Source organism: Nocardioides sp. Root151 (genome assembly GCF_001427925.1).
Classification (GTDB): domain Bacteria; phylum Actinomycetota; class Actinomycetes; order Propionibacteriales; family Nocardioidaceae; genus Nocardioides.
Window position 1 is genome coordinate 988,625 of record NZ_LMGG01000001.1, and the last position, 19,582, is coordinate 1,008,206.

Below are 19,582 nucleotides of genomic sequence, written 5' to 3' on the forward strand. Positions count from 1 at the left end.
GGCGTCAGCCAGCCGCGAGCTGGGCCCGCAGCTCGTGCTTGCGCACCTTGCCGCCGACCGTCTCGGGCATCGCGGCCATGACGACGACCCGCTTGGGCGTCTCGTAGCCGGCCAGTCGCTGACGTGCCCAGGCGATGAGGTCCCGCTCGTTGACCGCGGCCCCCTCGGCGGGGATCACCACGGCCGTGACCAGCTCACCCCACGTGTCATCCGGTACGCCGACCACGGCAACGCGACCCACGGCGGGGTGACCGGCGAGCACGCCCTCGACCCGGATGCTGGAGACGTTCTCCCCACCCGACTTCACGACGTCCTTGAGCCGGTCGACCATCACCTGCGCACGGTCACCCTCGGCGACGTAGGCGCAGCTGTCACCGGAGTGGAACCAGCCGTCCCGGAACGCTTCTCGGGTGGCCTCGAGGTTGCGGTAGTAGCCGGCAGTGATCATCGGGCTCCGATAGACGGCTTCGCCTGCTGCGCCGACCGTGCCGGCGAGCGACGTACCGGACGGGTCGTGCACGTCGGCGGCGAGCAAGGGCGTCGGGAGGCCGACATGGTTGACGCCCTGGAACGACTCCGCCGCCCTCCCGGGCTGGGCGTCGGGCCAGAACCGGAAGCACGACTGGGACTCGGTCTGGCCGAAGACCTCGAGCATCGCGACGTCACCACCCGCCGCGGTCTTCAAGCGGGGAAAGAGATCCGGGGTCATCGCGCCCCACGAGAACATCACGACGGTGAGTGAGGAGAGGTCGACTCCGGCAGGGTCGGCCTCGGCGGCCTCGACCAGCTTGCCGACCCACAGCGGTGAGCCGGCCCAGACGGCGGTGACCTTCTCGCGGGTGACCGCCGCCGCCAGCCCCTCGGCATCCGGTCGGCGGCCGATCACGACGGTGCCGCCGCTGAGCATCGCAGGCATCACGGTCGAGTTGTGCCCGCAGTGGTAGACGATCGGCAGGAACGTCGCGAGCACGAGGTCGGTCTCGTGGGCGAGCCCGCGCGTCAGCGACATCGCGTAGGAGTACGCACTCAGATAGGAGTAGGAGTGCGCCGTCATCGACGCCTTGGGCATCGAGGTCGTGCCCGAGGTGAACAGCAGGGCCCAGATGTCGTCGCCGTGGATGGTCACGTCGACCTCTTCGGTCGGCCGGTCGCCGATCCAGTCGGCGAACTCAGTGCTTCCGGCCGGAGTCTCCCCTCCGATGGGGATGCTGACCGCCGGGCGCAGGCCCCGCGCCGCGAACACCGCGTCACCTCGAGCCGCCAGTCCGGCATCGGCGACGACGAGTGAGACCTCGACGTGGTCGAGGACATGGGCGAGTACGTCGTCCGCGAGCAGCGAGTTGACCGGCACCGCGACCATCCCGGCCTTGGCGATGCCGAAGAACAGGACGATCGCCTCGACGGAGTTGTCGCAGTAGAGCAGGACCCGGTCACCGGGCTCGAGGCCTTCGCCGAGCAGTGCATGTGCCACCTGGTTGGCGGCCTCGTCTGCTTCGCGGTAGGTCATCCGGGCGAACCGCGGGTCGCCGTACGCCCCGTCCCAGCCGACCAGAGCGGTCTTGTCAGGCGTGCTCCAGGTGACCCGCTCGAGGATGTCGCCCACTGACATCCTGTTCCAGCGCCTGTCGGCGCGGCGCGCACGCAGGGTCTCGACGTCGAAGTCTTCGGCTGTGGGGTCGAACCTTGGAGGAGTCACCCTGCGAGTCTGCGCAGGTCGGGCGCCCGGCTCCACCGTGACCAGCATGCAGCGGTGTGGACCTCGACAGTCGCCCCGACTTCAGGATCCGTTGATCTCCGAGAACAGGGCCCGCACCGACGGTGTCCACTTGGCGCGGCGCTCCTCGATCTCCCGTGCCACACGGCGGCCGATCCAGTCGGGCAGCAGCGCCTCGGGCAGCTGCGGGTCTGTGCGGGGCAGCTCCTGCCACTCGCTGATCATGCGGAGGAAGGCGAACATGGTGTCCTCGCCCGGCTTCGGGTCCAGCGTGCCGATCGCCTTGAGCACCATCCGGTAGTGCTCTTCGAGGGCAGCGAGGTCCCACCCCCGAGAGACGATCTCCAACTCCCCGATGCCCACCTCGTCGGTCCTGCCCACGAGCGAGATGGTGTGTTCGTGCAGGTCGAGTTCGGCGATCAGCTCGCGCACCTCGTCGACGCGCTCCACGTGCGGGCTGAGCCAGAGTCCGGGGACGGGGTTCCCGAAGCCTGCCCAGGTGAGTCCGGCGTACAGCGGCCGGCGGGTACGACGGTGCGTCGAGGGGATGGTGACCAGGACCGAGAGCCAGGTGCCCGGCCAGTCCTCGAACGGGTCGCTGAGTGAGAAGACGCGCTTCGAGCCGACCTCGAAGATGTGCTCGAGCCGCGGCCCGAGCGACCAGCTGACCTCGCGGCCGCGTCGCTCCGGGACCATCCAGCCCGACTGTGCGCCTCGTGCGATGGCCTGGCGAGCGGTCTGCTCCTCGATGCCGAGGCCACGCAGGAGCCGCACCAGTGTGGAGGTCCACACCGGTTCGCCGGTGGGCCAGACCAGCTCACCGAGGATCGTGACGAGCAGGGAGCGCGCACTTCCGGGCGCCAGGCTCTCGCCCTCGGCCCGGAGCAATGGCGATCGCCCGACGAGCGGTGCCGTCGATGACGGTGTCGGCATGTGCATTCCTCCTGCGTCCGGACGGCAGCCTAGCCATCTGCCCTTGCCCGATGCGGACCCGAGGTTTAGATTCTACGTGAATCGTGATCGAGTTACATTGAATGTCAATCTTTGGAGGAGCCGATGGACCACGCACCGAGCGACGACCAGCTGGCGATCCGGGAGTCCGTGCGCAGGTTCGCCCGCGACGAGCTGGCCAGCGGATACCTGACCCGCGCGCAGGCCGACGACTTCCCGTGGAAGCAGCACAGACAGGTCGGCGAGCTCGGAGTCCTCTCCTTGCTGGCCGGGCCCGACCACAACCCGCTCGACACCGAGGACTACGTCGCCGTCGGCCTCGCGGTGGAAGAGCTCGCGTACGCCGACTTCAACGTCGCGAACGCCGTCATCCCGGTGCTGCTCATGACGTCGCTCATCGCGCAGCACGGCGACGACGCGATGCGGAAGCGCTGGCTGCCTCCGCTGACCTCCGGCGACACCTACGTCGCATTCGCGCTCACCGAGCCGCACGCGGGGTCGGACGCCACGGCGATCCGGACCACGGCCACGGCCCATGACGGCGGCTACCTGCTCAATGGCGAGAAGACCTCGATCACCATGCTCGCCCAGGCCGAGGCGATGATCGTGGTCGCCCGCACCCTGCGCGACGGGGAGGACGTCGGGGTCTCGACGTTCCTCGTCGACCTGGAGGCCGCCGGGATCACCAAGAGCACCATGTCGGACACCGGCTGGCGACCGATGGGCCGCGGCACGATCTTCTTCGACGACGTCCACGTCCCCGCCGAGGCCCTCGTCGGAGCGGAGGGAAGCGCCTTCCGCAGCGTCCTCGGCGGCTTCGACTTCACCCGCCCCCTGCTGGCGCTCACCGGCATCGGCGCAGCCCAGGCCGCGGTGGACCTGACCGCCCGCTACGTCCGCGACCGCCACGCCTTCGGCCAGCCGCTGTCGCGCTACGAAGGCGTCTCGTTCCCACTCGCCGAGCACAGCACAACCTTGGAGGCCGCACGACTGCTCTGCTACTCGACCCTGTCGCGGCGTACGGCCGGCGAGAAGCACACCGCCGAGGCCGCCATGTCCAAGTGGTTCGGACCCAAGATGGCCAGCGCCGCGGTCAAGGAATGCCTGCTGCTGCACGGCCACTACGGCTACGCCACAGAGATGGGGCTGGAGCAACGACTCCGCGACGTGATGGCCGTGGAGATCGCCGACGGCACTGCCCAGATCCAGAAGATCATCATCGCCCGCGAGCGGTTCGGCCGCGACTTCGTCCCCTACACAAAGGAAACCTCATGACCTCGTCACCGACGGCGCAGCCCACCGCCCAGCCCACCGCGCCGCCCGCTGCACCACCCGCGCCACCGGCCACCACCGCCCCACTGGCCAACCGGTGGACCCGGCTCGTCGGCGTCGACCATCCGATCGTGCAGGAAGGCCTCGGACCGTTCCGTACGCCGCGCCTTGCCGCGGCGGTCTCCAACGCCGGAGGCCTCGGCACGGTCTCCATGCCAGGCATGCCCGAGGACCTGGCCGCCGGTGCCCGCACCTTCCGCGAGCACATCGAGGAGTGCGCCTCGCTGACCGAACAGGCGTTCGCGGTCAACATCCCGATCGGAGTGGACGCCAACGGCGACGTCCTGCCGTTCACCGACATCTACGTCCGCACCGCCCTGGAGGCCCGCGCCGCGGACAGCTCCATCGCCGCGCGGCTCCGAGTGGTGACCACCTCCGCCGGGTTCCCCGGCCCCTACATCGGGATGCTGAAGGACGCCGGTGTGGTGCACCAGCACAAGGTCGGATCGACCCGCCAGGCCGTGAAGGCCGCCGAGGCCGGCGTCGACGTGGTCATCGCCGCCGGGTTCGAGATGGGCGGGCACGCACCCAGCGCCGCCGTGCACACGTTCGTCCTGGTCCCCAGCATCACCGAGGCGGTGGACGTACCGGTGCTGCTCACCGGCGGTGCACGCGACGGGCGAGGCCTGGCCGCCGCCCTCGCGATGGGCGCCGACGGCGTCGCCATGGGCACCCGGTTCATCACGACCCACGACAACAGCGACTGGCACCCGGCGTACCTGCAGGCCCTCCTCGACGCGAAGGAGGGCGACGACGTCGCGTTCAACGGGGTCTACGGACCGTGCCGGGGACTCAGGAACACGGCGTCGCGCGAACTTCTCGAGGGCGCGAAGCTCGGTGAGGTCGATGCCGTGAGCCTGGTGCGCCACAAGATCGAGTCGATGCAGCGGGCCCAGACCGAGGGAGACGTCGAGAACAGCCTGGTCCTCACCGGACAGGTGGCCTCCGCGATCCACGACCTCGTGGACGTCGCCGAGTTCGTGCCCCGGACCGCACGCGAGGCGGCCGACATCCTGCGAGCCCTCACTCGGGACATGGTCGTCGCCTGACAAAGCGCACGGAGAGCCTGACCGTCCCAGTGACGGTCAGGCTCAGGCCTGGGCGCTGACCCGGGTGGTCGCGCAGACCTTGCCGTTCCACACCGCGTCGACGTCGGTGACCCAGAGGGTGCGGCCCGCGTGGCGGGTCGTCGTACGCAGCTCCAGGTCCACGCCGCTCGGCACAGCGCGGGTGTGGACGATGTGCAGGGACGAGGTGGCCAGGTCGCTGCCCGCCTCGACCCTCGAGGCCGTGGCGGCCGCCTCGCTGGCCGCGAGGGAAATGCCGCCGTGCAGTACGCCGCGTGGGTTCTCCCAGCGTGGCACGACGGGAAGCACCCAGCCCTCCCCCATTTCGCGCAGGGAGAGCACACCACTGAGGTCCTGGTCGAGGTCGACCGCGCCATCGAAGGCGAAATCAGTCCGGGCCACGGCGAAGTCCGGCGGATCGGCAATCTCCCGACCACGCTCACGACACTCGGCGATCAAGTTTCCCGAAGCATCGATCAGCTCACCGGTCGCGAAGGATCCGGGCGCGATGCTGCGCGCCGACGCACTCAGCTCACCTTCGGCATCGGCAAGTGGGCGGACGATGTCGATCCAGATCTCGGTACTGACGGTCCACGCACCCTCGGGGAGGCTGCCGATGATCGAGTAGCCGACCACCTCGTCGACCAGTACGCCGAGGGATCCGACTGCCGGCCGACCGTCAGCCCCCGGGAACAAGCGATCGGCGGGCATCACGCCCCGCACGGTGTCGCCGTCCTGCCAAGGGCCTGCTCCGAAGAGCTTCGTCGGTCCGGAGAGGACGAACTGGATGGCACTCAATGCGTTCACGCCGTCGGCGACGCTCACTCCTGCCCTCATGCTGCCGAGATCCCACCATTCACGCTGATCGCCTGACCGGTGACCCGCGCGGCGCCGGGGCCGGCGAGGAAGACCACCATGGCAGCCAGGTCCTCGGGCTCCGCCACTCCGAGGTGGGCCTGCTCGGCCGCCTTCTCGAAGAGCTTCTTGCTGAAGCCGTCGCTGAGCACGTTCTTAGCGGTGGCCGTTCCGGCGATCAGGGAGGGCGTCAGCACATTCACCCGCACGCCGTCCCGCTTGGCCTCGATCGCGGCGACCCGGCTGAACATCACGATCGCCGCCATCGCCGCACCCAGCACTGACTCACCGGGAGTGGCCACCTTGGCCGCGTCGGAGGCGATGTTGATGATGCTGCCACCACCCTGCTCACGCATGAACGGCAAGACAGCACGGGTCAGCAGCATGGGCGGGACCGCCTGCCCGGAAAGAATCCCCGCGATGTCGAGGGGGTCGGTGCGATGCAGCAGTTCGGGCCGGTACGCCGTGGTCACCGAACTGACGAGGACGTCGAGACCACCGAGCCTCCGGTGCACTTCTGCGACTGCCTCCTGCACCAGGTCGACGTCGCCGGCGTCGACCGACAGGAACTCGACCTGCGCGTCGGGACAGCGCTCGAGGAGAGTCGCCCGGGCACGCGTACCGCGCTCCTGGGACCGGCCCAGGAGCGCAATCCGCCGTACGCCGGCATCGAGGAACGCTTCGGCACTGGCCAGGCCGACGCCCGACGTACCACCGGCGACCAGGACCGCCTGTTCTGAGTGAGTGCGGACCAGAGGCCTGGCGTTCATGGGCTCCTCCTGTGGGGTACTACATTATTGGAAACTGAGTTCTCTTGAGTGTCGCACGTTTTCGATCTACCGTGCAGGTGGCACGCATCACACGACCGACTTCTGGAGCGCGACATGACCGATGGCACCGCACGCATGAATCTGACGGAGTCCTATTGGCCGGCCGAGCCCGGCGAGGTCCGCGAGGTCACCGTCTGCGACGTGATCCGTCACGCGGCGACGACCGTGCCCGATCGACTCGCCCTGGTGAACTGCGTGCCGGACGCCGACGCCCGCAAGGAGTGGACGTACGCCGAGTTCCTCAGCGACATCGAGGACGTCGCCAGGGCACTGCTGGCCCGCTACCAGCCCGGGGACAGGATCGCGATCTGGGCACCCAACAGCGCGGAGTGGATCGTGCTCCAGCAGGGCATCGCCATGGCCGGGATGGTGCTGGTCGCGCTGAACCCGGCGTACCGCGCCCGCGAGATGCAGTTCGTCCTCTCCCAGTCGGAGTCCGTGGCGGTCTTCCTGGTCGACACGCACCGGGACTTCGACATGCGCGGCATGGTCGACGAGATGAGCTCCGGACTCCCCCACCTGCGCGGCATCCACCCTTTCTCGGAGTGGGACGAGTTCCTCGCCTCGGGCAGCCCGTCCACCGCGCTGCCCGCCATTGCGCCGCGGGACGTCGTGCAGGTGCAGTACACCTCGGGCACGACCGGCTTCCCCAAGGGCGCCGTCCTGCACCACATGGGCCTGGTCAACGAAGCGACGTTCGTCGCCGAGCGGGCCGGCATGTCCGACGGAGGCGTCTACATCAACGCGATGCCGATGTACCACATCGGCGGTGGTGCAGTGACCTCGTTCGGGGCCTGGGCCAAGCGCGGCACGTTCGTGATCCTTCCCGGTTTCGATCCCGGCCAACTGATCGAGGCGTTCGAGACCTACCGGGGCACGCACACCCTGGTCGTGCCGACCATGCTCATCGCGATGCTCGACCACCCCGAGCTTGACCGGCGGGACATGTCGAGCCTCCAGACCATCCTCAGCGGCGCGGCAGCCGTCCCCGCCGCTCTGGTCCGCAAGACCATGGCTCGGCTGCACTGCCAGTTCAGCATCCTCTTCGGGCAGACGGAGGCGCACGGCGTCGTCTCACAGACGCGCGTCACCGACTCTCCCGAGGACCAGTCCGACACCGTCGGCCAACCGCTCCCGCAGCTGGAGATGAAGATCGCCGACCCCCTCACCGGTGCCCCCGCGGCTCTCGAGATCGCCGGGGAGATCTGCGTGCGCGGCTACCAGAACATGCTCGAGTACTACAACATGCCCGAGGAGACGGCCCGGACCATCGACGACGAGGGCTGGCTTCACATGGGGGACATCGGGAAGATGGACGCCCGTGGCTTCCTCAAGGTCACCGGACGGGTCAAGGACATGATCATCCGTGGCGGCATCAATCTCTACCCCGCTGAGATCGAGGCAGCCCTGCAGGACCACCCGGCCATCGAGACGGCGGCCGTCGTGGGCGCGCCCGACGAGAAGTGGGGCGAGCAGGTCAGTGCCTTCCTCAAGATCAGGCACGGCAGCCAGCAACCCACGGTCGCCGAGCTCACCGACTTCCTGCGCCAGCAGATCGCGCCGCACAAGACGCCCGTCTTCTGGAAGTTCGTCACCGACCTGCCGATGACACCGACCGGCAAAATCCAGAAGTTCGTGCTGCGCGACCAGATCGTCGAGGGGTCGGTGACCTTCGACGAGGTCCGTACGTCGACGAGCGCTCCCGCCGACGCGTAGCTCAGGGCGCGCACGCGTAGCTCACAGCGCCAACGTGTAGCTCCCAGCGACGGCGGGTGCCTCTGGCGCGACTCAGCGGATCCACCAGCGCAGGCCCTACGCCTGAGGTGTGATCCACGTTGAATGAACGTTTGTTCAAGACGTGTTCTTGAACAAACGTTCATTCAACGCCGACCGTGTCGGTGGCGGTGACGTCGGGCTGTTCCGAGGCATCGAGGATCGCCTCGACGGGCTCAGCGACGAACCGCGATGGAGGCGCCGAGGTCGACAGGCCCGGCCAGGTTGCCGTCACACCCGGCGCAGGAGTGGCCGGGCTCGTCGTGCGACGTACGCGGAAAGAGGTGATCGGCGCCGGCCACGTCCTGCACGGGCCGACCCCGCTGGTCGGCCTCCAACGCAAGCAGCGCGGCGCCGTACGCTCCGGTGATCTGCGGCTGCTCCGGCACCCCGACCTCGACCCGGAGGGCACGCGAGAGGAAGTGCACGGCCGCCGGATTGCGCGCCACACCACCGGTGAGCACCACCGGTGTGCGCTTCCCGACCTGCGCCACCAGGGCGAGTGTTCGCGCTGCGATCGCACGGTGCACGGAGGAGGCGATGTCGGCCACCGGCAGGTCCTGCGCCATCAGCGAGACGATCTCGGTCTCGGCGAAGGTCGCGCACATGGTGCTGATCTCGAGATCGTCGTTGCCCTGCATGGCCAACGCACCCAGATCGTCGATCTCGCACTCCAGGGCGCGGGCCAGCACCTCGTAGAAACGGCCGGTGCCGCTGGCACAGCGGTCGTTCATCGCGAACTCGTCAACCAGGCCGTCCGAACCGACGGTGATCGCCTTGCTGTCCTGGCCCCCGACGTCGATGACCAGTCTCACTCCGGGCACCATCTCGGAGGTTCCCCGCGCATGGCAGGTGATCTCCGTGAAGGTGCGCTGCACCCCGGGCACGAGCTTGCGGCCGTACCCCGTCGACACCGTGCCTGAGAGCTCCGCAGTCTCGAGGCCCGCGGACTCCAGCGCGGCATCGATCGCCCGCTGCATGCCGCGTCGGCTCACCGCGCCCATCGCGATGGTGCTCGACGCGGCAATGCCGCCAAGGCCGTCGATGACGACGGCCTTGGCGGTCGTGGAACCGAGGTCGACCCCGAGGTAGTGGCGAGTGGTCACATCGACCCACGCTCACGGCGTACGTCGATCACCTCGAGCATCGCCGCGAGGCGGCTCTCGAGGATCTCGTCCTTGTAGAAGGAGGCGTCCGCGACGTCGCCCTCGAAGAACATCGAGGGGATCCCGAGGTTCTTCTCGGCCGAGGCGGCGAGCAGGCGCTGCGGTCCGGTGAAGGCGCGGCAGGTGCGCGTGGAGTGGAACGCGATCCCGTCGACCTGGTAGTCGGCGCAGTCCTTGAGCGTCAGGTGGTCCAGCGTCCGGGTGCCGTGGTTGGTCGGGCAGAGCAGGTAGTGCTGTGCCATGCCGAGGAGCGGGTCGGACGGGTTGAGGAGCTGCGGCTCCTGCCAGAAGGCGTTCTGGATGTAGCGACCGGCCACCACCGATGCGCCGTGCTCGGCGAACTTGCGGGACAGGAAGCCGAGCTTGTTCCAGTTCATGATGCCGTCGAAGTAGATGCGGTACTTCTCCCCCTCGACCGCCTGGACGCCGGTGTCGATGCGGCCCTGGATCTCGTCGCGTACGCCGGCGAAGTAGTCGACCAGCGCCTGGTCCCCGGGAAGGAAGTTGATCGGTGCGACCGAGGCGATCCAGTCCCAGAAGGTCGCGGGTGCCGGCTTCTGCTTGCAGAGGTCGAGGCCTTCCCGGCGCAGCTCGGCGGCCTGCTTGATGTAGAACATCGACTCACTGAGTGCGTCCCAGTCGAAGGGCCGCCCGGTCTGGAACTCGAGCCAGCTGATCAGCTCGCGCAACTGGTCGGCGACGTACTTCGAGGCGGCCTCCCACTCCTCGCCCTTGAGGTAGCCCGCGTCGGGCTTGTTTCCCCAGAGGAACGGGTGCGAGACGTTGAAGATCGGGACCTCCTTGCCGAACACGCGGTAGGACACCTCGTCCCACTGCTGGCCGGTGCTGCAGCCCGCATAGTTGTTGACGAAGAAGTCCGGGCGGGGCAGGCGGGCAGCCAACTCCTTCTGGTCGTGCATGCCGACGACACCACTGCCGTCGCCCTCACCCTGCACGGTGAGGACGGAGCAGCCGAGGTGGGTGCGCGAGTAGGAGCAGAGCTCGGAGCTGTAGCCGTACTCGGCGCCGGCCAGCTGGGCCGGCCCCTCCATCTGCTGCGCGGCCAGACGGGCGGAGAACGCCTCGCCGTGGCACCACGCGACACCCGCGGCCTGGAAGATCGGGTTGAGCGCGCCACCGTTGTACCAGACGATCTGCTTTCCCTCGTCGCGTGCGGTGAAGAGCTTCTCCCAGTAGTCGGTGATGAGCTGGCCGCCAGCGCGAGTGATCGCGAGGCGGTTGGTGCGGTCAGGTGCGGTCACAGTCATCGTGCGTTCCCTCTTCCATGCAGTAGGTGGTGGATCAGGCGTACGCCGGCCGCTTGCGCAGCACACGTTCGACGAGGGCCTCGACCCTGGTCCGGAAGGCCTCGAGCGGAATGCCCTCGTGCTCGGTCTCGATCAGCAGCTGCGCGATGCCCTCGGCGTCGAGGCGCTTGCGGAGCTCGGGGTAGAGCAGCATGTGCGGCTCGCAGAACTTCGGCATCAGGTGGATCACTGCCTCCGCACCACTGCGCTCCGTCGACTCCACGAGCCAGGTGTCCCAGTCGGCGTCGTGCTGCACGCGGGTCGGGCAGGGCAGGTTGCCGTTGCGGGAGGTGTACCAGTGGCCGATGGCCTCCATCGGCTCGAGGACCTCGTCCACGTCGGTGGACAGGAAGCGCCGCCCCGTCCAGAGGTCGTCGTCGACCACGAGCGCGCCGCTGTCCTCGATCACCTGGAGCAGCTCGCGACGCGGGGCGTGGCACATGTGGCCGGAGAGGTGAACCCGCACGCGCTCGTCGCGCGGCTGGCCGACCTTCTCGGCCCGGGCCAGCTCCAGGAGTGCGAGGTGCTCGACCGGGTCCATCACCATCGCCGAGGCGACCAGGTCCTGGAGCTCGGTGGGCGCCCAGGCGGTGCTGCCCGCCGTACGCTCGTCGAAGATCTGCCGCAGGGCCCGCCGGTCGGCGTTGTACGCCGCGATGCTGGCCCTCAGCGACTCGTCGGTCACCTTCGACCCCGAGAGTGCCTCGACCTCCTCGCGGAAGGTGTTCATCATCTCGGCGACCTTCTGCCCGGCCCAGGCATCGCTCAGGGAGGTGGCGAGCATCCCGAAGAAGACCGGGGTCTCCGGCTGCAGCTGACGGGCGACGTCAGCCGCGCCGACCAGCTGGATGCAGTGGTCGGCCATGAAGACGGCGTCGTAGAGGTCGAGGCGACCGGTGGCCACCTGGTCGGCCAGGTTGCGGGTGAAGCCGCAGTAGAACTCAGGAAGCAGGGCGCGTCCCTCGGTCACCGGCTCCTGGTCGTCCGGGACGATCACCGGCAACAGCCCGGCGGCGTGGGCGAGTTCGCGGGGGAAGTTCATCGGCATGACGCCGAGGACCTTGCCGTCGGGGTGTGCCGCACGCCAGGCCGCGACGTACCCGCGTGTGTCGCGAGCCGCCCGGACCAGGCGCTCCATGGCTGGGACGGTCATGTCACTCTCCTGTGGGATGTTCTACGTATTCTGTAAGCGAGTTCCCAATACTGTACAACAAATGATGCATCCCGGGAAGAGCGGCCGCCACAGAGGCATTGCCGGACCAGGGGTTGTGAACGATCGTTCTCAGGGCTATTCTGCAAATGGTCAGGCCAAAGCCTGCCCGCACCCCGAGAGAGGACAGCGACACCTCATGGACGACTTCACCGACATCACCTACGAGGTCGAGAACGGCCTCGCCACGATCACCATCAACCGGCCGGAGCGCTACAACGCCTTCCGCGCGCAGACGGTCGACGAGCTGGTCCTGGCGTTCAAGCGCGCCTGGGGCAGCAACGAGGTCGGCACCGTCTGCCTCACAGGTGCCGGCGAGAAGGCCTTCTGCTCCGGCGGGGACCAGAAGCAGCGCGCGGAGACCGGCGACTACGGCCCGTCCGTGAGCGGCCTGTTCGAGGTCGAGGCGCTGCACCGCGTCATGCGCGACATCCCCAAGCCCGTGATCGCCGCCGTCAACGGCATCGCCATCGGTGGCGGCCACGTGCTGCACGTGCTCGCCGACCTGACCATCGCCGCCGACACCGCGACCTTCGGCCAGAACGGTCCTCGCGTCGGCAGCTTCGACGCCGGCCTCGGCTCGGGCTACCTGGCCCGCGTGATCGGCGAGAAGCGCGCCCGCGAGATCTGGTTCATGCTCCGCCGTCTCTCCGCAAAGGAGGCCGAGGACTGGGGCCTGGTCAACAAGGTCGTGCCGGCCGCCGACCTGATGACCGAGGTCCGCGCCTGGGCGGACACGATGAACTCCTACTCCCCCACCGCGCTGAAGGTGCTCAAGCAGTCGTTCAACAGCGACACCGAGCACTTCGTCAGCATCGGCAACATGGCGATCACGACGTTGAAGATGTTCGGCGAGACCCCTGAGGCAAAGGAGGGCATCACGGCGTTCAACGAGAAGCGCCAGCCCGACTTCTCCGCCTACCGCGGCAACTGACGGGTCCGGGAGACGCCATGAGGCTCGACGCCGAACGACTCGAGTTCGCGGCCGCGATCGCCGACTTCGCAGCCCGCGAGTGTGGGACCCAGGCCCGGCTCGACGAACTGACCGAGAACGAGACGCGGGCGCACAGCCCGGAGATCCTCACCAAGCTCTCGGAGCTCGGCTGGCTCGGCGTCTCCCTTCCCGAGGAGTACGGCGGAGGCGGGGCCGGCTTCGTCGACGAGTGCGTCTTCATCGAGGAGGCGCACCGCGGCCTGCTCCCGGGACTGCTCGCCTACACCACCGGACTCACCGCTGCCCAGACCTACCTCAAGTGGGGCAACGAGGAGCAGAAGAAGCTGATCTGCTCCAACCTGGCCGGCGGTGTCACGGAGGCCATCGCGCTCTCGGAGCCGGGCACCGGGTCCGACCTCGGCGCGGTCCGCACGCGCGCGGTGCGGGACGGCGACGAATACGTCATCGACGGACAGAAGACCTGGATCTCCGTGGCCCACATCGCGGAGCACATGCTGGTCCTGGTCCGCGAGGACTCCTCCGGCCCCAAGCACGAGGGGCTCACGTTGTTGATGGTCCCGACGGCCACGCCGGGAATCGAGATGCGCGAGGTGCGCACGATGGAGGCCCGCACCTGCAACGACGTGTTCTTCACCGGCGTCCGGGTGCCCGCCGCCAACGTCGTCGGCACCGCCGGACAGGGCTGGAAGCACCTGATGCGCGGACTCAGCGTGGAGCGGATGATCATCGCGGCCTTCAGCATCGGGGCCGCACGCCGATCGCTCGACGACGCGGTTGCCTACATGAAGCAGCGCGAGGCGTTCGGCCAGCCGACCAGCAACTTCCAGGCCCTGCGCCACCGGGTCGCCGACCTCGCCACCGACATCGCGACCACGAGGGCCTTCGTCTACGACGTCGCCCAGGCCATCGACGACGGCCACGAGGACGGACTCTCGGCGGAGTCGTCGATGGCCAAGATGCGCGCCACCGAGGTCGCCAAGAACACCGCCCTGGAGGCCATGCAGCTGATGGGTGGCGCCGGCTACGCCCGGGAGTACGGCATGGAGTTCCAGGTACGGCGCGCGCTCGCGCCGCCGATCTTCGGAGGAACCAACGAGATCCAGCGCGAGATCATCGCCAAGTCGATCTTCTGACCCCGACCCACACGACGGGCCTCGCCGGCTTACCGGCGGGGCCCGTTCCCGTCTGTGCGACAGACGGGAGAAACGCCTCGATGTGCTGGCCCACAGCGGCTCCCGCCGGCGCGCTTACGTTCCTGCTGCCGCAGACCTACGTTGACGCAATGAGCCAAGGCAACGAGTTCGAGAACAAGGTCGTCATCATCACGGGGGCGGGCGGTGGCATCGGCGGCGCCACGGCGCGGCTCTTCGCGGCAGAGGGAGCCGTCACCGTCCTCGTGGATCGCGACCAGGGGCCGCTGACCGAGGTCGCGGACGAGATCGGTGGCCACGCGCACCCGTTGGACCTCCGGGACGAGTCGGCCATCGACGGCTTCGTCGAACAAGTGGTCGCCGAGCACGGGCGGATCGACGCGCTGATCAACATCGCCGGCGTCTTCGTCGGCTCCGAGGGCTCGGTCGAGGAGAGCTCCCGGCGTACCTGGGACCTGAGCCTCGACGTGAACCTCCGCGCCACCAGCCACCTCACCGCCCGGGCCCTGCCCCATCTGGTCGCAGTGGGGAACGGAGCCGTCGTGACCACGTCGTCGACGCAAGCCCGCGCGGCCGACGTCGGCTGGTCGTCGTACGGCATCGCGAAGGCGGGGGTCGAGGCACTCACCCGGTACGTCGCCACCCAGTACGGCCCACAGGGCGTCCGGTGCAACTGCGTGGCGCCGGGCGTCACCGCGACCCCGCGTGCGCTCGAACGCTTTCCCGAGGACCGGGCGCGGAGCGTCCGCGCCAACACGCCGCTGCGCCGGTTCGGACAGCCCGAGGAGCTGGCGGAGGCCTACCTGTTCCTCGCCTCGCAGCGGGCTTCGTTCATCACCGGTCAGGTGATCCCGGTCGACGGCGGCATGATGGTCCACCTGCCGAGCTAGAGCGTCAAGTCCAGATCACGCCCGGGCGGCCGCCGTCGACCGTGATCACCGACCCGTTGGCCACGGCTCCCCGCGGCGAGGCGAGGAAGGTGATCACGTCGGCGACCTGCTCCGCGGTCACCGGCCGACCCAACGCATTGCTCGCGGCCTGCTCGGCGTACGCGGTGTCGTCGGCAACCCGCTCAGTGATGGTCAGGCCTGGGTGGACACACGTCACCGAGATGCCGAACGGGCCCAGCTCGTCGGCAAGGTTCTTGGTGATCGCGACGACCGCGAGGTTGCGCACCGAGCCGGTGATGGAGCCAGTGAGACGCGCGTTCATCCCACTGACGTTCACCACGGCGCCCCTACCGGCGGCCTCGAGATGCGGTGCGGCTGCCCGGACGACGCGCACGTAGCCAAGCGCCTTGGTGTCCATCTGCCGCAGGAAGTCGTCGTCATCGAGGCCGGCCAGCCCCGGAACCTGACCGGGCGTGGCCCGGGGCGCCGCACAGTTGACCACGATGTCCAGCCGCCCCAGTTCGAACACGGCCCGGTCGACGGCAGCACGAACCTCGACATCCTGCGTGGTGTCTGCACGGACGACGACAGTGCCCGGGCCGACCCCTGCGGCACTCTCGGCCAGGCTGTGCCGATCCCTCCCGAGAAGGGCCACGCGGGCGCCTTCCCGGCCGAGCGCCTTCGCCACCGCGAGGCCGATGCCGCGATTGCCGCCGGTGACGAGAGCCGCCTTGCCGTTGAGATCGAGATCCATGGAGTCACTCTGCCGGATGCCGGGCATGGCGGCGCTCCGGCGTCCAGCAAGGGGTGGAGCCTCCCACACCCGAGCCGACCTGGACGATCTGCCCACCCGTTGACGTTTTAGGTCTGACCATTCTATTGTGAGTCAGTTCCCCACAGGAGGCGAGATGTTCCCCGACCAACTCGCGGTGGAAATCAGGCTCTCCGACACGAGAGCCGAAGGCGGGTCGCTGCGTGATCTGGTCGCGACCATCTCGGCCGTCTCCGACACCGTGGCTTATCTGATCGACCCCGACGAGCGCATCGTGGCGAGCTCCGTCCCCACCGGACGCGAGGCATCGATCCCGCGGCTCGGACGCCTCCTCGCGGCCATCGGGTCCCAGGGCGAACCACCGATCTCCGCCACGGTGTTGCCCCGTGACCGACGACTTCCCCTGCGGCGCCACGTCATCGCACCGGTCGCGCACGACGGGCACCTCTTTGCCTATCTGGTCCTCGCCTGCGACGACCCCGACGACTCGTCTGAGGACCTCGTCTGGATCGCCGACCGCGCCACGATCCATGTGCGCGGGGAGTACCTTGCCCAGCGCCGGCTGGCCCGCGTGGCGTGGAACGCGCGCACCAACCTGGGCCGCCAGATGGTACGCAGCACGACGTACGACGCGGACCTGCGTGCGTGCGCCGAGTACCTCGGCGTCGACCTGGCCGCCGACCGCGTGGTGGTGTTCGTGCTCGAACGCGGGCGTTCCTCCGGGTCGACCGTCGACGCGGGCCGCCTCTCCGACCTGGTCGCCAAGGACTTGGCCGTGGAGATACTCCCGATCCGCGGTTCGGAGGGCGTGCTGCTTGCAGTCAAGGTTCCCGAGGACTCCGCCCATGCCCCGTTCCTCGACCGCATCAAGGGCGCCGTCATCGACGGGCTGGAGCGCATGGGGGACGAACAGGCCGTTGCCGGCTTGTCGTCGGTGACCAGGCCGGGGCAACTCCGCCGCGCCTACCGTGAGGCGCGCGAAGTGGCCCGGTGCCTCGACCGCTACGGCTCCCCCGACACCAGGGCAGTGGGCTGCGACGAGCTGGGCCCCGCCCGGCTGTTCGTCGCCAACAGCGACGAGAACTCCGTGCGCATCTACGTGCATGACGTGGTCGGCCCACTGCTCAACGGCGGCGAGGCGATGCGCATGCTCCTGAAGACCCTGCAGGTCTTCTTCGAGTCGGGACGCAGCATCCGGGACTCTGCCACGGTCCTGCAGGTGCACGAGAACACCGTGCGCCATCGCCTGTCCCGGGTGCATGACCTGACCGGGCTCGACGTCGCGTCGACCCCCAACGACCAGTTGAGCGTGCAGACTGCCCTCCTCGTGCTCCGCCTGCAGGGCCACCACGCCGTTCCAGGGTTCGGTCGTGGCACCGAATCGACGCTGCGAACACTCGCCTGAAGGCTCTTGGCACAGCCCTGGGCTGAACGGGTTGTGGGTTACTCCAACCGCCGTCCGGCCGTGAACCCACGATTCCTTGACCCCCTTCTCGCCCCGTTCCTACATTCCGGTATCGCCCAGGCCATGTGACCTGCGCCACCGGAACCAAGGAGAGCTCATGTCCATGAAACCCACCCGCCGCCTGTCCCGGCTCATCGTGCCGGGCGCCATCGGTGTCCTGCTGGCCGCGACTGGTTGTGCCGGTCCGTCCGCCGGTGACTCCGATGCCGTTCAGGTCGGTCTGCTGGCCAATCTCTCGGGCCCGGCTGCCACGTCGTTCGGGGTTCCTTTCCAGCACGGCTTCGAGCTCGCCCTGCAGCAAGCCAAGGCCGCCTTCGACGACGCCGACGTGAAGGTGGAGATCCAGACACAGGACGCCAAGTCGGAGGTCACCTCGGCTGTCACCGGCTACAACAAGCTGCGCCAGGCCGGCGCACCGATTGTCATCAACGACTCCCAGAGCCCGCTCGGCCAGGCAGTCGCGCCACTGGCCAACGACGACAAGATCGCCTTCCTCTCCGGTGCCGGCAGCGAGCTGGAGAACAAGGACGGCTTCGCCTTCCGCTTCACCGACCTCGGCACCCCGACGACGGCGATGGGCCAGTACCTCTCGGAGCACGGCGCCAAGCGAGTCGGCGTCATCGTGGCCAGCGACAACCCCTCCTTCGCCACCCTCGCCGACACCACGGAGAAGGGCCTCCCCGGCGGGTTCGACTCCCGACAGGAAGTGGCTTCCACCGACACCGACTTCTCGGCGGTACTGGCCAACCTTCGCGACGACGACGTCGACGCGGTCGTGCTGTCCGTCCTCCCGGCCCAAGCCGGCAACCTGATGCTGCAGATGGACCAGTCCGGCGGTTTCGACGACGTGATCCGGGCCGGAACGGTCGCCATCAGCAGCGAGACCTACACCGTCGCCGAAGACGCTGCCGACGACTTCGTCTTCCCGCAGGTCTGGGCGCCGGGCATGCAGGGCGGGTCATCGTTCGAAAAGGCGTACGCCGACAAGTACGACGAGTCCCCCACGGCGTACAGCGCCCTGGGCTACCAGGTCGGCTGGACCGTCGCGGCGGCCATCCTGGCCGCTGACGAGGACGGCGACGTCGACGGCGCGTCCCTCCGCGATGCGATCCCCGCGGCGTCGACGAGCGACCTGGTCGCGGAGCACAGCATCCTCTCCCTGGAACTCACCAAGGACGGCGCCGCCGTCTCTGAGGGTGTGATGGCGAGCTTCGCGGACGACGGCTCCATGCAGGTCGCGGGCAACTGACATGGACTTCTGGTTGCAGCAGACGGTGAACGGCATCGTGCTAGGAAGCGTCTACGCGCTCTATGCATCAGGCTTCGGCCTGGTCATGGCCAGCCTGCGGATCTTCCACGTGGCCCACGCCGCCGTCTTCACCTGGGGAGCCGTCGTGGCGTGGGACCTCACCACGCGACTCGGATGGCCCCTGCTCGCGACGCTCCCCGTGGTGATGCTGGCGGCCGGACTGCTCAATGTCGCCGCCTACTTCCTGCTGATCCGCCATCTGCTCAGGCGGCAGGACGCCGAGCTCGCAGCCTTCATCTCCAGCATGGGCGGGCTGATCATCCTGGTCGAGGTGGCCCACCACCTGCTCGACGGTGCGGTCGAGCGGATGCCCGCCGGGGTCTTCCCGGTCAGCCCGCTCGAACTGGGGCCCGTGCGGATCACCACGCTCCACGCCACCATGGTGGTCGTCTCGATCGGGCTGATCGCACTGCTCGCCTGGGGCATGGCGCACACCCAGGCAGGCCGCGAGGTCCGCACGGTGGCTGCTGATCGCGAGACGGCCTCCCTGCTCGGCATCAACGTCGACCGGGTCAGTGCCGGCGTCTTCTTCGCCTCGGGAGCGCTTGCCGGTCTGGCCGCCGCAATGGTGGCAACGGCGTTCAACGTGGTCAGTGCCGACCTGGGATCCGGTTACCTGGTGATCGCCCTTGCGGCGATGGTGGTCGGCGGGTTCGGCTCCGTCGCTGGCGCCCTCGCCGGCGGGTTGCTGATCGGTGTCGCATCGACGTACGCCACGGGCTACCTGGACAGTTCCTACCGGGACCTGGTCGTCTTCGCCCTCCTGCTGGGCTTCCTGGTGGTCCGGCCCACGGGCCTGTTCCACACCCGCTCCGAGCTGGCGAGGGTCTGAGCC

Annotated in this window: 17 protein-coding genes; 9 read left to right on the forward strand and 8 right to left on the reverse strand. The window is 68.7% G+C overall.

Annotated elements, in window-relative coordinates; all coding sequences use genetic code 11:
* Positions 1-4 precede the first annotated feature (4 nt).
* Together ASD66_RS04680 and ASD66_RS04685 are read right to left on the reverse strand one after the other, a co-directional pair.
* Entirely contained in the window at positions 5-1,696 is a 1,692-nt protein-coding gene (locus tag ASD66_RS04680) for an AMP-binding protein (protein WP_056688233.1), read from the reverse strand.
* Positions 1,697-1,777: 81 nt separating this feature from the next.
* Positions 1,778-2,647, reverse strand: coding sequence for a PaaX family transcriptional regulator C-terminal domain-containing protein (locus ASD66_RS04685; protein ID WP_162251047.1), 870 nt, complete (start codon positions 2,645-2,647; stop codon positions 1,778-1,780).
* Between the two features lie 123 nt (positions 2,648-2,770).
* On the opposite strand from ASD66_RS04685, the gene ASD66_RS04690 reads away from it, so the two are divergent.
* Together ASD66_RS04690 and ASD66_RS04695 are read left to right on the forward strand one after the other, a co-directional pair.
* Positions 2,771-3,940: an acyl-CoA dehydrogenase family protein gene (locus ASD66_RS04690; RefSeq protein WP_056890168.1), complete on the forward strand. Its 1,170-nt coding sequence runs from the start codon at positions 2,771-2,773 to the stop codon at positions 3,938-3,940.
* A complete protein-coding gene (locus tag ASD66_RS04695; RefSeq protein ID WP_082599320.1) occupies positions 3,937-5,046 on the forward strand; it encodes an NAD(P)H-dependent flavin oxidoreductase in 1,110 nt (369 codons plus the stop codon). Before ASD66_RS04690 ends, ASD66_RS04695 begins: the two co-directional genes overlap by 4 nt.
* 42 nt (positions 5,047-5,088) lie before the next feature.
* On the opposite strand, the gene ASD66_RS04700 is transcribed toward ASD66_RS04695, so the two are convergent.
* Positions 5,089-5,901, reverse strand: coding sequence for a PaaI family thioesterase (locus ASD66_RS04700; protein ID WP_082599321.1), 813 nt, complete (start codon positions 5,899-5,901; stop codon positions 5,089-5,091).
* Positions 5,898-6,689, reverse strand: a complete 792-nt coding sequence (locus ASD66_RS04705) for an SDR family NAD(P)-dependent oxidoreductase (RefSeq protein ID WP_056890170.1) — start codon at positions 6,687-6,689, stop codon at positions 5,898-5,900. Before ASD66_RS04705 ends, ASD66_RS04700 begins: the two co-directional genes overlap by 4 nt.
* 114 nt (positions 6,690-6,803) lie before the next feature.
* On the opposite strand from ASD66_RS04705, the gene ASD66_RS04710 reads away from it, so the two are divergent.
* Positions 6,804-8,465: an AMP-binding protein gene (locus ASD66_RS04710; protein WP_200949864.1), complete on the forward strand. Its 1,662-nt coding sequence runs from the start codon at positions 6,804-6,806 to the stop codon at positions 8,463-8,465.
* A 233-nt stretch (positions 8,466-8,698) separates the two neighbouring features.
* On the opposite strand, the gene ASD66_RS04715 is transcribed toward ASD66_RS04710, so the two are convergent.
* From ASD66_RS04715 to ASD66_RS04725, 3 genes are read right to left on the reverse strand one after another with little or no spacing between them, the layout of a single operon-like run.
* Entirely contained in the window at positions 8,699-9,628 is a 930-nt protein-coding gene (locus tag ASD66_RS04715) for an acyl-CoA dehydratase activase (RefSeq protein ID WP_056687854.1), read from the reverse strand.
* Positions 9,625-10,956 (reverse strand): 2-hydroxyacyl-CoA dehydratase subunit D, encoded by a 1,332-nt coding sequence (locus ASD66_RS04720; protein WP_056890171.1) that lies wholly within the window; start codon positions 10,954-10,956, stop codon positions 9,625-9,627. Before ASD66_RS04720 ends, ASD66_RS04715 begins: the two co-directional genes overlap by 4 nt.
* Before the next feature lie 34 nt (positions 10,957-10,990).
* Positions 10,991-12,148 (reverse strand): 2-hydroxyacyl-CoA dehydratase subunit D, encoded by a 1,158-nt coding sequence (locus tag ASD66_RS04725; protein WP_200949865.1) that lies wholly within the window; start codon positions 12,146-12,148, stop codon positions 10,991-10,993.
* Between the two features lie 196 nt (positions 12,149-12,344).
* On the opposite strand from ASD66_RS04725, the gene ASD66_RS04730 reads away from it, so the two are divergent.
* The 3 genes from ASD66_RS04730 (at position 12,345) to ASD66_RS04740 (ending at position 15,201) form a co-directional block, all read left to right on the forward strand.
* Complete coding sequence (locus ASD66_RS04730) at positions 12,345-13,139, forward strand: enoyl-CoA hydratase-related protein (protein ID WP_056687849.1); 795 nt, start codon at positions 12,345-12,347, stop codon at positions 13,137-13,139.
* Positions 13,140-13,156: 17 nt separating this feature from the next.
* A complete protein-coding gene (locus tag ASD66_RS04735; RefSeq protein WP_056890172.1) occupies positions 13,157-14,293 on the forward strand; it encodes an acyl-CoA dehydrogenase family protein in 1,137 nt (378 codons plus the stop codon).
* 149 nt (positions 14,294-14,442) lie between these two features.
* Positions 14,443-15,201 carry an SDR family NAD(P)-dependent oxidoreductase gene (locus ASD66_RS04740; protein WP_056687843.1) on the forward strand — a complete coding sequence of 253 codons (759 nt, stop codon included), beginning with the start codon at positions 14,443-14,445 and terminating at the stop codon, positions 15,199-15,201.
* A 4-nt stretch (positions 15,202-15,205) separates the two neighbouring features.
* Here ASD66_RS04740 and ASD66_RS04745 read toward each other — a convergent pair whose 3' ends face one another.
* On the reverse strand, positions 15,206-15,955 hold the full coding sequence (locus tag ASD66_RS04745) for an SDR family NAD(P)-dependent oxidoreductase (protein WP_056890567.1): 750 nt from the start codon (positions 15,953-15,955) through the stop codon (positions 15,206-15,208).
* Positions 15,956-16,109: 154 nt separating this feature from the next.
* Here ASD66_RS04745 and ASD66_RS04750 point away from each other — a divergent pair, with 154 nt between their 5' ends.
* The 3 genes from ASD66_RS04750 to ASD66_RS04760 all read left to right on the forward strand — a co-directional run bounded on the left by ASD66_RS04750 (position 16,110) and on the right by ASD66_RS04760 (position 19,579).
* Positions 16,110-17,378 carry a PucR family transcriptional regulator gene (locus ASD66_RS04750; RefSeq protein WP_056890173.1) on the forward strand — a complete coding sequence of 423 codons (1,269 nt, stop codon included), beginning with the start codon at positions 16,110-16,112 and terminating at the stop codon, positions 17,376-17,378.
* 157 nt (positions 17,379-17,535) lie between these two features.
* The gene (locus tag ASD66_RS04755) at positions 17,536-18,687 is read left to right on the forward strand and encodes an ABC transporter substrate-binding protein (protein ID WP_056890174.1); all 1,152 of its coding nucleotides are present in this window, start codon (positions 17,536-17,538) and stop codon (positions 18,685-18,687) included.
* A gap of 1 nt (position 18,688) precedes the next feature.
* Complete coding sequence (locus ASD66_RS04760; RefSeq protein ID WP_056890175.1) at positions 18,689-19,579, forward strand: branched-chain amino acid ABC transporter permease; 891 nt, start codon at positions 18,689-18,691, stop codon at positions 19,577-19,579.
* The last annotated feature ends 3 nt before the right edge of the window (positions 19,580-19,582 follow it).